The sequence below is a fragment of the Rhizobium sp. YIM 134829 genome, assembly GCF_046546455.1.
Genome location: NZ_JBKHKI010000001.1, coordinates 172050 through 185178 on the forward strand (window position 1 = coordinate 172050; position 13129 = coordinate 185178).

The window sequence follows — 13129 nt, forward strand, 5'->3', positions numbered from 1 at the left end:
GAGGGCGAAGGACCGGATCAAGTCATCGCTCCTGATGATGGCTTGAATGATCGCTGCCCAAGTCTGAGGATGTTGATCCGTCATGAACGACGCGCAATCCACCCAATCGCGAACCGGCTCGGATGAGCCCGAGCGCAACGAGAACTGGTTGTCAGCCGCCCGTGGCTACGCGAACTCTCTGCTTCTGGATAGCACTGACACGAATACCTGGGTTCAGTATGGTCACGCGCTGAAGGAGGCGGAATGTCTCGAGCACGCCGTGGAAGCTTACGCGAGTGCTGTGCGCAGCGACGGAACAGCCGTAGAGCCGCGTCTTCACCTTGCCCATCTTCTCAAGCGCCTCGGCCGGACTGAAGAGGCAATCCACGCCTTCCAAGCCTTGGCCGAACTGCCGGATGCCCCACCAGTCGCTCACGAGATTGGTGCATTGCGTGCGGCGGCGGAGCAGTCGGGAAAGCGAACACGTCCATCGCCAGCCAAGGTTGACCTCTCACCGGATGACATCAGGCTTTTTGACAAGGTTATTCGAGCTGCAAAGGCGGATCGGCACTCCCTGCGGACCGAGAGGCGAAGCGGATGGCCGCAGCTCCGCACGCCACCGCTCCAAGCGAGGATCACGCCGCAGGCGCATCTGGTGATCCGCGATGAAACATTTTTCGCCACGACGCCTGATCCGCAGTTCGCCGTTGTCCTCGAGACAGGCGAATTTGTCGAAGGTTGGTATGAATGTCAGATTGAGATCGAGGCCTCGATACCGGTCATCGAGCCCATTCTCTACGTGGAATGGGAAGCGAACTGGTCTCAATTCAGCTTCCACCGTCTTGGAAAAATCCAGGACCGGAGCTACTGCGCGATCTTCTATCTTGATCGGCCGGCGATCCGCATGCGCCTTGATCCCTTTACCGGCGAAGGTCCCTTTCTTGTCCCGAGCTTCTCCTTGAAGAAATTGGGATTGAAGGATGTGTTGACGACCATAGTTCGCGCGCTGTCAGAAGCCCCAGAAACGCTGTCGGTTGCATCGAGTCTTGACCATCGAAAGATCGGCCGGGCCTTGTCAGTCGCAATCGCTCACCCAGCGGTTTCGGCCTACGACCGTTGGATTCGTCGACGTGAGCCGGAGCTAACGGCTTACGATACGTTAGCGTCGCAGCCATTCGATGCTCTGATCGCCCCCCATCTGCCATCGAAAGCGCGAGACTTTACGACGGAGTCAATCCAGAACCACACGCCCTGGTCAATTGTAAGGTCACAAGGGCAGCGTACCACCAAACCCTCAGAATATGTGGCTGTCATTCCCGCGGGCCACAGTATTTCCTCTCAAGCTGCGGCGGCCATTTCGGGAGCTATCGCAACCAATCCCGCGATAGATCTGCTCTTCGGAGACGATGACGAGAAGGACGAATCAGGCAAGCGCAGAAACCCACGCTTCAAGCCAGACTGGAACATCGACTACTTCCTCTCGGCCAATTTCATCGGCGAGACCTTCGTCGTTCGTCAAGCGCTGTTGGAACCGCTGCTCGCCAAGGCACCGTCGGCATCACCGTCCGACATGTTGATCGGTCTCCTTCTCGATCGCAACGATCTTACGATCGAGCATATACCCGTCATCCTCAGTCACCGTGGCGCTTCCATGCGCTCACCATCGGACATAGGCGAAGAGACGCCGGCCCAGCTGTGGACCGATCAGCAGCAGCGTGAACTCACGTCTCGACTGCGCGGCAAGCACCCTGGAATCGAAGTTCGCCGGGCTGACCATGGCCTCCTGCATGTCTCTTGGCCGCTGCCAAAGGAGCCTCCCCTCGTATCGCTCCTCATACCGACGCGAGACCATGTCGATCTCCTGCGGAACTGCATTCACTCCATCAGCAGCGTGACCGACTACCCCAGCATCGAGTTCGTGGTGGTCGACAACGGTAGCGAAGACGCGGCCACGATTTCTTTTCTCGACGACTTGCGCCGGACTCAAGGCTTCAAAGTCCTGCCCGCGCCGGGGCCGTTTAACTATTCGAGGTTGAACAATCTTGCGGTTCAGGCCGCAAGTGGTCAGGTCGTCGGTCTCGTGAACAATGATGTTCTGGCGCTCGAACCAAATTGGTTGAGGGAGATGGTCGGGCATGCCCTGCGTCCCGACGTTGGCGCAGTCGGCGCTCGACTTCTATACGAGAGCGGAGCGATCCAACATGCGGGCATGGTCTGCGGTATCGGACTTCTGGCGGGGCACCCCCATAAATATCTGGCACCGGGACAGGGCGGCTATATGGGCCGGGCAATGGCAACGCAAACCTTGTCTGCCGTGACAGGAGCCTGTCTTGTGGTCGAGAAAACCAAATATCTTTCCGTTGGCGGTCTTGACGAAGAGCATCTCCCCGTGGCCTTCAACGACGTGGACCTGTGTCTGAAGCTCTCCGAGGCTGGCTTTCGTACGATCTACACGCCCTATGCCGCTCTGTGCCACCTTGAAAGCATCTCGCGTGGCTTCGATACGACCAAAGCCAAAGCGGACGCCTATCGCAGGGAGGCAGAGCATATGGCGACCAAATGGGGTGATCGCGTCCGGCATGATCCCTACTATAATCGCAATTTGACCCGCGAGCGGGAGGACTTCTCGATTGGCGACTAATGCATCGAGCGTCGTAGGAGCCTGTTACTTTGATTTTTGAACCCCTTGAACTTCCAGATGTCTGGCTGCTCAAGCCTCGCTCGATCGAGGACGAACGGGGCATTTTCAGAGAAATGTTCCGGCATTCGCAGTTCGAGAAGGAAATCGGTCCGATCGCCTTTGTGCAGGAAAATCAATCGGTCAGCAATCGACGGGGAACTGTTCGAGGGCTTCACTTTCAAACCGCGCCGATGAGCCAAGGAAAGCTCGTTCAATGTCTGGTCGGCGCAATCTTCGACGTGGCCTTGGACATCCGACCATCCTCGCCATCCTTCGGCCATTATCTGTCTCGAACTCTTCTGGCTGAAGATGGCTTGCAACTTTGGATTCCTGCGGGTTTCGCACATGGTTTCTGCACATTGGTCGAGAGAACCGTCGTTAGCTACAAGGTCTCGAACTACTATTCTCCCGCCCATGATCGCGGCGTCGCATGGAATGACCCCGCTTTGAAGATTTCATGGCCGGTAAGCGAGACTGAGGCCATCGTCTCACCGAAAGACCAAATACAACCACGTCTCGCCGATCTCGCAGAGATCCTTGCTGAGCAGCCAGATGTTTCGTCCTGAGATGCAGAAGATTCGTGTCCTGGTGACGGGTGGGGCAGGTTTTATCGGATCCGCGCTTGTCCGACACCTTGTTCTCGAACGCGGTTTCGACGTCCTGACCGTCGATAAGCTCACCTATGCCGGCTGCCTCGCATCGCTCGCCGATCTGGATGGACGGCCCAATCATAACTTCCTTCAGGCGGACATCTGCGACGAACAACGCATGCGCAACGCGTTTGCGGAATTTCGACCTGATTGGGTCATGCATCTTGCTGCCGAAAGTCACGTCGATCGCTCGATCGTCTCAGCGGGTCAATTCATCCAGACCAATGTCGTCGGAACGTATTCCCTTCTCAGCGCCGCGCGCGGTTACTGGGAAAGGCTGAAAGGCCGGGACAGGGAGCGGTTCCGATTCCTACACGTATCCACCGACGAGGTTTTCGGCTCACTGGGTCGAGACGGTTACTTCACTGAGGAGACACCATACGACCCCTCCTCGCCTTACTCGGCATCGAAGGCAGCCTCCGATCATCTGATCAAAGCATGGCATCGCACGTATGGCCTACCCACGATTCTCACAAACTGCTCCAACAACTACGGGCCACGTCAATTTCCGGAGAAGCTGATCCCGCTTACGATCATTAATGCTCTGGAGCAGTCGCCAATTCGCATCTATGGCCAGGGTCTGAATATCCGGGACTGGTTGCATGTGGACGATCATGTTCGAGCGCTCGTTCTTGTCGCGTCCTCGGGCCGCATCGGCGAAACCTACACCATCGGCAGTTCAAGCGAACGGACAAACCTCCGGGTCGTTGAAACGATTTGTCAGCTCATGGACAGCCGATTTCCCGACAGAGCGCCGCACATTCGCCTTGCCGAATATGTTGAAGATCGGCCCGGGCATGATTTCCGCTACGCAATCGATGCCTCACGTGTGAAGCAGGAGTTGATGTGGGCGCCGCGCGTTCATTTCGAGGAGGGTCTGGCGGCGACGGTCGATTGGTACCTCCAGCGAGGTGATTGGTGGAAGCCACTTCGCAGTGCTTATGATGGCAAGAGGCTAGGCCTCCCTCGCAAGGCGATCTGAGGATGTCGAGCGTGAAAATCGCTGTTACAGGGGAGCATGGTCAGCTCGCTCGGTCGATGAAGGAAACAGCGACGCAACGGGCGGGCTTTCTACTGTGCTGCTCAAGCCGCGTTGAACTCGACTTCGCAACGGCCGAAGATCAGGCGATCTCGTCCTTCCTGGATCAAGCTGCGCCTGACGTCGTCGTTTCAGCTGCGGCGTATACCAATGTCGATCTGGCTGAAGAGGAACAGGAGCTGGCCTTCCAGATCAACGGAAAGGTACCGCGCATTCTGGCCCGCGAGGCCAATCGGCGGGGTATTCCGATCATCCATGTCTCGACCGACTATGTGTTCGACGGCAAGACCACGCAGGCTTATCGCGAGACCGATGACGTCGCTCCGCTAAATGTTTACGGCGCGAGCAAGCTCGAGGGCGAACGTGCCGTGCGTGATGAACAGCCCAATCACGTCATCCTCCGCACCTCCTGGCTGTACAGTCCCTATGGCAGAAACTTCGTAACCACGATGCTGAAGCTGGCTGAGGCACGCAGTACGATTGATGTCGTCGCTGACCAGACGGGGACACCGACCTCTGCCCAGTCTCTCGCTGAGGCCATCTTCGAGATCGCCCTCCGTCTTGTCCGCAGTAAGGATGGGAAGATCCGAGGGACTTTCCATGCCGCGGGTTCAGGCGAAACGAATTGGGCGCAGTTTGCTCGCTTCATCTTCAAACAATCGCTGGCACCACGGGTGCAGAGGACTGTCGTGAAGGAGATTACAACCCGTGACTTCCAGAGCAAGTCCTCCCGTCCTGCCTATTCGAGCCTTGATAGCGGAAAGCTGATGGAACGGTATGGTGTTCGTCTTCCGTGCTGGCAAGACGACGTGACCAAGGTCATCGCCGCGATCCAGCGCGACAGAAACGCGGCGCGAGAATGAGAGCGATCATCCTAGCTGGCGGCAGTGGGACCCGGCTTCATCCGATGACGCAGGTGCTGTCCAAACAACTCATGCCCATCTATGACAAACCGATGGTCTATTATCCGCTCGCGACCATCATGATGGCTGGGATCAGAGAGGTTCTCATCATCTCCACGCCGAGCGACCTGCCGCACTTCGAGAGACTATTGCGGGATGGTTCGCAATGGGGAATCGAGATCTCCTACGCCGTCCAGGCGGAACCCAAGGGGCTCGCCCAAGCCTTCATCATCGGCGCCCGGTTCCTTGATGGCAAGCGCTCTTGCTTGATCCTGGGAGATAACATCTTTTTCGGACATGGCATCGGCCAGCTCCTGCAGCGAGCCATCGGCCGGGAAACCGGTGCGACCGTATTCGCCTACCATGTGAACGACCCGCAGCGATATGGCGTCGTCGAATTCGGCGCGGACCAGAAGACGGTTGTCTCCATTGAAGAAAAACCGGAAATACCGAAGTCCGCTTGGGCTGTCACAGGGCTGTATTTTTACGACGAGCGCGTGGTTGACGTCGCAGCTGATCTACAACCCTCCGAGCGGGGCGAACTAGAAATCACCGACGTCAATAAGTGGTATCTTGCTCAGTCTGAGCTCTGCGTCGAGCTCATGGGACGTGGTTATGCCTGGTTGGATACGGGTACACCGGATAGCCTTCTGGACGCGACGAACTTCGTTGCGACGCTGGAAAGGCGACAGGGTTTCAAGATCGCCTGCTTGGAAGAAATCGCCTACCGGCTTGGATACATTGACGCAGAGGCACTTCTCGTTCAGGCACGTTCATACGGCAAGAGTTCCTATGGACAATATCTACATCGATTACTTACGCAACGCGGGTCTGATCTGTAAGTATCCACCTACTTAAAGCTGTTTCACCTGTCTTGAAATCGTCGGAAAGTTTGAGCTAGACAGAGCCCACTATTCAGCTCCACCGATCGGAAGCACCAGAAATGTCCAAATTTTTTTCGAGAAAAGCCTTCTCTAGCATGGTTGTGCGAGCTGTCGGTTCTTCAGACCTTCCGATTCGAAAGCAGCCATCATCGGAGGTCGATCTGATCGTCAGCTCGGGCTGCTTTGATGAAAACTGGTACCGGGAAAGACACAAGGTGGAGGGAAGCGGCCAGAGAGCAGCTGTTGAACACTATATCAAGCATGCTTTCGAAACGGGTGTCGCTCCGCATCCACTTTTCAACACCCCTTATTATCAAGCGAGTGTCACCCCCTCCGACCAGAAGGGGCTGTCACCGCTTGCTCACTACCTTACCTATGGAATCGAAAGAGGAGCGTCTCCCCATCCGCTCTTCGACCCGGCTTGGTATCGCATTCAGGCGAAGGATCTCGCTGCAAACGAAGATCCCTTTCGCCATTTTCTTCATCATGGAGCGAAGAAACTGCTTTCGCCGCATCCTTTGGTGCTGCCTGCATTCTATTTGGAGCAGCGCGCGTCCCTCCAGCACTCTGGAGCGAATGCGCTAACGCATTTCGTCGAATGCGGTTACCGCGAGGGACTGTGGCCGAATCCCTATTTCGACGTGTCATGGTATATGTTGACCAATGGTAAGCAGTGGGATCATAGCGTGAACCCGCTGGTGCACTTCATCGACCATTCCGAACAGGTCGGCCTTGATCCTCACCCGGAACTGGATATCGACAAGATAAGGACCCAGGAAGTCTTTGCAGGGCTTTCGCGCTTGGAGATTCTGACGAAGATTATTCATGATGAGCGGCTTCGGACGATCTTCACCGTCTCGAAGCCGAACGATATGTTTGTCATCATCGGCCTTAACCGGATCCCGCACCCCTCCACGCTGGACGCAGTTGACGGCGACGCAATCACAAATCTGTTCGAAGATGCCGACGCATCTACCGACGACGCTTCTCTCCCGCCCCCCGAAGTCGGGTCAATCGGGATCGATATCAGATCGGAAGCGAGTCTGGTCTCCTTCGACGTCTGGGATACGCTCGTTCGTCGTGACTGCCACCCGGACGAAATTAAACTTCAATCGGCGCGGGCGCTCTATCTGATCGCCTATCCCTATCTGCTCCCGGTATTCAAGGATGTTCGCGTGCTTCTCGAAGCGCGCAGGGTTAGCGAGAACCGTTCTGCTCCGAACGATGAGTACGAGTATCGGTTCGATGACGCTCTGCAACGGTGGCTGGCTATGGTCACCGTGCCCGGGATACCAGAATCCGTCTCCGAACGGATTTTGAGCGCCATGCAAGCGCATGAATATCTGTCTGAGACACGTTCGACACGCCCCGATGCCAATGCGAAGGCTTGCCTGGAAAAGCTTCAACAAACGGCGGTCTTCGCGTCCGATTTCTATCTGCCGTCCGGGTTCCTCAAGACACTTCTGAGCCATCACGGGCTTGGCCATCACTTTCTGCAAGGCTTCAGCTCGAGCGACGCCTACTTGACGAAGCGCAGTGGACGAATGTTCGACCACATCCTGCAGAACTTCGGAATTCCGCCGGAGCAACTGCATCATGTCGGTGACAACCGGGAAGCAGACCAGCGCGTGCCGGAGAGCAAGGCAATTTCCAGCTTTCTCTATCTGTCGCCAGCCGAGGAAGAGAGGAAGTCCTGGTACGGCAAGGCGTTTCACGCATGGCTGCAGGGGGGACCAGATCTCCATGCACAGCGTCTGCGGCGGATCACGCAGGATGTTGCAAACAGCGTCGGACCCGGCGAACTTGCGAGACTGGAGCGGATAGGCGCAAAGCTGGCTCCGATCGTTTTCGGCTACTGCCTCAGCATCCTTGAGGACGCGCTCCGCTCCGACGCGAAGACAGTGTTCTTTTTCACCCGCGAAGGTGTATTTTTCCGTGACGTTTTCGATCGGATCGTCGCAGAAAACCCATTCAACCTGCATAACGTTCGATCGGAAGTCTTGGATGTCAGCCGCCGCGCGACCTTCGCCGCCTCGCTCCGCAACCTCTCTTTCGGCGAACTGATGCGGCTTTGGAACCTGTACAGCATTCAATCGCTGAAGGGATTTGCCTCCTCGCTCAATCTCGATCTCGCGGTGATCGCGTCCTTCGGCAGCAGGCACAAGATCGACTTCGAAGCCCCCATCGAATACCCGTGGCTCGATAAGCGCGTGAAGGACCTCTTCAACGACAAAGCCTTCAAGACCTATGTCGAGGGAGAAATCAGCCAACAGCGAGACAACCTCAAGGGATACCTGGCAAATAAGGGCTTTTTCGAAAATCCGGTTCAGCTTGTCAGCGACATCGGCTGGCGAGGGACGATCCAGGATAATCTAGCCTATCTGGCGCCGGAGATCACAACGCGCGGTCACTATCTCGGGCTCTTCGGCTTCCTCAACCAGCAGCCGGACAACACCGAGAAATTCGGTTTCGTTTTCGATGCGAACCGCGACGACCCGCTATCCGTCAGTGATGTCGGGCCGCTTGAGATGATCTTCAACGTTCCCGGCGGTTCCGTGGTCGGGTATCGCCAGGAAGGCGACAGCTATCATCCGCTCCGTTCAATCTTCGAGGACGAGGAAGCGGTGATGAAGGAGGTCGGCGCTCTGCAAAGGGGCATGCTGCGCGCTCTCGGCCCTCTGTGTGACTATGTTCGCTTGCATGGGCTTTCTGCCGCCGATCTGACTCGCCTTTCGAAAGAGACGATAGCAACGCTGATCAAACAGCCTCCACTGGAAATCGTCGATCTCTTCTATCGGCTTCACCACAACGAGACCTTCGGGTTGGGCGAGGTGAAGAATATGGGGGACTCTCACAAAAACGCATCCGCCCTCACGCAGCTCAAAGGCAGTGCTCTGCATAAGGCGGTCAACGACATCGTGACGGGGACTCGCTGGCCCGAGGCCAGCGTGCGACAGGCTCCCCTGCGCACTTGGTGGGAACAAACCGATGAAGCGCGACGGCTTGCAGCTCCAGCCGAGGTCACGGCTCTCCACATGCCGCCCACCATTCGCACGCGGGGCGCGGGTGTGGCCGTCTACGTGCCGCCGCCGATACGTGGATCCGGCGGCCACCGGACAATTTATAATCTCGTTCGGCGGCTCTCCGAGCTCGGGCTACAGCCGGAGATCATGCTCGAAGGCGTTGGCGATGGTATCCAGGTCGTCGAAGACTACCTGGCGGGAACGCCTGCGCTTCTCCACACGCGCTGGCACAGACGTATCAATGTCGATGTTGCCTTCGCCACGGTCGCGCATTCGGCTGCCTATGTCGCAGATTTGGTTCAGGTCCCTCACAAGGCCTACCTCGTGCAGGATTATGAAGCGCTCTTCAATCCGATGAGCGATGGCTTCATCGTCTGCCAAAACAGCTACGCCATGGGTTTGCAGCACGTCACCATCGGCAACTGGCTGTCTCACGTCATCGCCACCGAATATGCGGCGCCCTCCATCGGCGCCGGGCTGGGCGTGGACACCTCGGTCTATTTCCGCGACGAGACGATCAAACGGGAACAGGCGATCTGCTTCCTTTATCAGCCAAACAAGCCCCGGCGCACACCCCGGCTTGGAATCGAGGCGCTACGTCTTCTCAAGCAAAAGCGGCCCGAATTGACCATCTATGTCTACGGGTCGGACGAAAGCATCGATCCGGGCTTCCCGGTCATCAACCTCGGAATGATCAGCGACCTGAAGGAATTGAATGCGCTCTACAATCGCTGTGCCGTTGGCCTGTGCATCTCCGCGACAAACCCGTCGCGCATTCCTTATGAAATGATGGCAGCGGGGTGCGTTCCCATCGATCTTTATCGCTACAACAATCTTCTGGACTATGATCCGGGTTCGATTCTTCTCGCCTACCAGGATTCCGCCTCTCTGGCGGAGGCTGCGGATAGCCTCCTGAGAGAGCCGAAGACCCTCAAACGCATGTCGAAAAACGGCATCACTTTCGCGGCGAGCCGGACGCTGCGGTGGGAGAACGACGTGATTGCCAACGGCGTCTTGAATATGCTGGAAGGTAAAAATCTGCCGGCATGGACAAGGGACCTTTTCTACGATGCCCAGCCGATCATCGCCGATTCTTCGTCAACCACCGCGGTGCTGGCCTTTTGCAGGGCGCAGAGGGAGAAGGCAGTTTGAGCACAGGGCGTTTCACGTAAGCCTCAATGAGGCAATAGTTAATATCAGATAGGCTTGGCAGAGCGCGCCTTCTGGACATACCGCCTGCTTTGCCGTAGCCCATGCGACCACTAGACCATCGGAAACTCGTAAAATGACAAGATCTCACCGGGTCGTCAAAGAGCTTAGCGGCCATTCCGGATGCTTGGTAAGTCTCTGCAAAGCTCCCGACTACTATTTTGTGAGAAAGTCCGCGCCGAATGCTGTCTACGGCCCACGACTGATGCGGCAGGCAGAAAAACAAATAAGGTTGGCGGCGCTCATTCCGACCCCTAAGGTGATAGCGTCCGAATTTTCTAAAGTCCCGTTCAGCTATGATATGGAGTTTGTCCAAGGACTCGACTTCAAGCAGGTCTGCCTGTCTCGACCGATATCTTGGATCAACGAATTCGTCCACGCATTGTTTATGCATCTTGAAGTGCTAAATAGAACAAAAAAAGAAGGCAGCTTACAATCTGCTTTCTCATCAAAAATCTCAGGGTTGAGCGACGTCATTTTCGATCATAGCTCCAGTCAGGTTCGGGACCTGGCTAGCATCGTCGATAGACTGGCTGCCTACGACTTCGGCTCTGTTCCTTTGACCGAATGTCATGGCGATATGACGCTCGAGAACATCATATTTCGTTCCGACAATACGATAGTGATGATCGATCTCCTGGATGGAGAGCTCGAGAGCGTGTGGATGGACATCGCCAAGCTCGTGTACGATCTCGAGATTGCATGGTCGCTCCGAAGTTCCCTCTGGGCGGGGCATCATTCACCCGAAGAGCGATTGCTTAGTATGATTTGTCGCTACTTGGCGGACGAGGTGTCCCTCGCTATCGAGAACCAATTCCCTGAAGCGAAGGCTCACCTACCCGCGCTGAAAGCCATACAGGCGCTGCGGGTTCTCCCCTACAGTCACAACGAACAGACAATCAACAAGCTCGCTACATATATAGCGCATCTAGATTTTTGAGGATCGGAAAGCACCTATGAAAAATGGCACCATAATCCTTCCTGTTGCTGGCCGTTCGTCGCGCTTTCCGGGAACGCGTCCGAAATGGTTGCTGACAGCGCCCTCTGGAGAATTGATGCTTGAAAAGGCGCTCACTTCGATCGGAGACTACAAAGAGCATCGACTGGTGATTGGCGCTCTGAGTGCGCACCTGAATGAAATGGGCGGAAGAGGGGCGATCAAACGCGCATTGGGCAAAGACGTCGAAATCATAGAGTTCGAGGACACGACCAAGGGTCCTGCAATGACCGTGGCCGAAATCGTTAAGCGCGCATCGGTCACCGGGTCAATCTTCATCAAAGATTGCGATAGTTGGTTCACCACGCCTGTAGATCCCTTCGAAAACAGCATTTGTGTTGTGGACCTACGTGCCGCTCCTGATACCCGCAACATCCCAGGCAAAAGCTTCGTCATACTGAACGAGAACTCTATCGTTGAGGAAATAAGGGAGAAGTATATTTGCTCTCCGTTTATTTCCGTCGGCGGCTACGGCTTCAATGAGGCCGCGAGATATCTCGAACTCTATGGGGCTTTGGAACGAGATAGTAGCGATGCGGAGCCGTTCATCTCACATGTCATACTTGAAGGCATCAGATCCGGCGAGGTCTTTAAAGGCATCAATGTGGAGGACTATCATGATGTTGGTACTCTCGAGGCTTGGAATGAATATCGTGCCTCCTCCAGCCTTTATGTCATGGATATTGATGGCGTAGTGTTCAGGAACGCAGGGCAGTACACAGCTCCCTTTTGGGATGACGAGGATGTGCCGCTGACGCAAAACGTGGAAAGATTGCGCCAACTGCTCCGGAACGGCGCGCAGATCGTGTTCGTCACATCCCGCCCAGAGCGTTATCGAGCGAAAACTGAGGCTGCACTTGCTGCGCTTGGCCTTTCTTGGCATGCGGCAATCTTCGGGGTGACGCACAGCCGGCGGTTTCTCGTAAATGATTTTGCGCCGTCGAATTCTTATCCTTCTGCGGTCGCCATCAACGTACACAGAAACGGCGACGATTTGGCAAAGTACATTTAAGCTGGAAGAGAGCTATGCCCTCTGTTTTCATGAGCTCGGCTGCAGCCTCTCGCCTCCGCGATCTGGACGTTCATATCGCAGAGGTGGAGGTGTTCGCCCCGGAAGCTTTTACCATGGAACCGCCGTTCGGGGCGTTTCGTGGTTTCTGGCTGGATTCAGCTACAAGTTTCGGCGCGTTTTCTTATTCGTGGTCGCATCTCCACCGCGTAAAATCCATCGGCCGATACTGTTCTATTGCGTCGGCCGTTGATTTTGGAGCAGTTGAGCATCCCACCGATTGGGTAAGTACGTCTGGAGCGTTCTACGACAGGGGGTTTTTAGGGGGCAATTTCTCAGCAGCAAGAGGCGGTTTTGACGTGGAGTGGCGTGAAAACGATGAGGCTCGCCATAAGCCAATTGAGATCGGCAACGACGTCTGGATTGGAGAGAGAGCGTATATCCGCGGAGGCGTTCGGATCGGCGATGGCGCGATTATTGGCTCTAACGCCGTAGTGACAAAGGATGTGCCACCTTACGGCGTCGCAGTGGGAAATCCTGCGACAGTCAGAAAGTTTCGCTTCAATGAATCAACCATCGCCCGGCTTGTTGCTTCGCGCTGGTATGAGTATGCCTTCACCGATTTCAATGGCTTGCCATTCAAAGACGTCAATCGTTTTCTCGATGGTCTTGAGCAAGCTACGTCCAAGGGCGTGATATCCCCTTACACGCCGACACCACTCTCGTTTCCATCCGATTTCTCCTAAATTGAAGGTGA

General features: G+C 55.9%; 9 protein-coding genes. All 9 read left to right on the forward strand.

Annotated elements, in window-relative coordinates; translation table 11 throughout:
- Window positions 1-82 precede the first annotated feature (82 nt).
- Window positions 83-2620, forward strand: coding sequence for a glycosyltransferase (locus ACLE20_RS00905; protein WP_410938373.1), 2538 nt, complete (start codon window positions 83-85; stop codon window positions 2618-2620).
- Between the two features lie 29 nt (window positions 2621-2649).
- Complete coding sequence (rfbC, locus tag ACLE20_RS00910) at window positions 2650-3225, forward strand: dTDP-4-dehydrorhamnose 3,5-epimerase (protein ID WP_410938374.1); 576 nt, start codon at window positions 2650-2652, stop codon at window positions 3223-3225.
- Window positions 3226-3235: 10 nt separating this feature from the next.
- Window positions 3236-4291: a dTDP-glucose 4,6-dehydratase gene (gene rfbB, locus ACLE20_RS00915; protein WP_410939100.1), complete on the forward strand. Its 1056-nt coding sequence runs from the start codon at window positions 3236-3238 to the stop codon at window positions 4289-4291.
- A gap of 2 nt (window positions 4292-4293) precedes the next feature.
- Window positions 4294-5211: a dTDP-4-dehydrorhamnose reductase gene (rfbD, locus tag ACLE20_RS00920; protein ID WP_410938375.1), complete on the forward strand. Its 918-nt coding sequence runs from the start codon at window positions 4294-4296 to the stop codon at window positions 5209-5211.
- Window positions 5208-6092: a glucose-1-phosphate thymidylyltransferase RfbA gene (rfbA, locus tag ACLE20_RS00925; RefSeq protein WP_410938376.1), complete on the forward strand. Its 885-nt coding sequence runs from the start codon at window positions 5208-5210 to the stop codon at window positions 6090-6092. The genes rfbD and rfbA overlap by 4 nt, the downstream gene beginning before the upstream one ends.
- A 101-nt stretch (window positions 6093-6193) precedes the next feature.
- Window positions 6194-10309: a hypothetical protein gene (locus ACLE20_RS00930; protein WP_410938377.1), complete on the forward strand. Its 4116-nt coding sequence runs from the start codon at window positions 6194-6196 to the stop codon at window positions 10307-10309.
- Window positions 10310-10442: 133 nt separating this feature from the next.
- A complete protein-coding gene (locus tag ACLE20_RS00935) occupies window positions 10443-11306 on the forward strand; it encodes a phosphotransferase (RefSeq protein ID WP_410938378.1) in 864 nt (287 codons plus the stop codon).
- 16 nt (window positions 11307-11322) lie between these two features.
- Window positions 11323-12375, forward strand: a complete 1053-nt coding sequence (locus ACLE20_RS00940) for a hypothetical protein (RefSeq protein WP_410938379.1) — start codon at window positions 11323-11325, stop codon at window positions 12373-12375.
- Window positions 12376-12389: 14 nt separating this feature from the next.
- Window positions 12390-13118 (forward strand): CatB-related O-acetyltransferase, encoded by a 729-nt coding sequence (locus ACLE20_RS00945; RefSeq protein ID WP_410938380.1) that lies wholly within the window; start codon window positions 12390-12392, stop codon window positions 13116-13118.
- Window positions 13119-13129 lie beyond the last annotated feature (11 nt).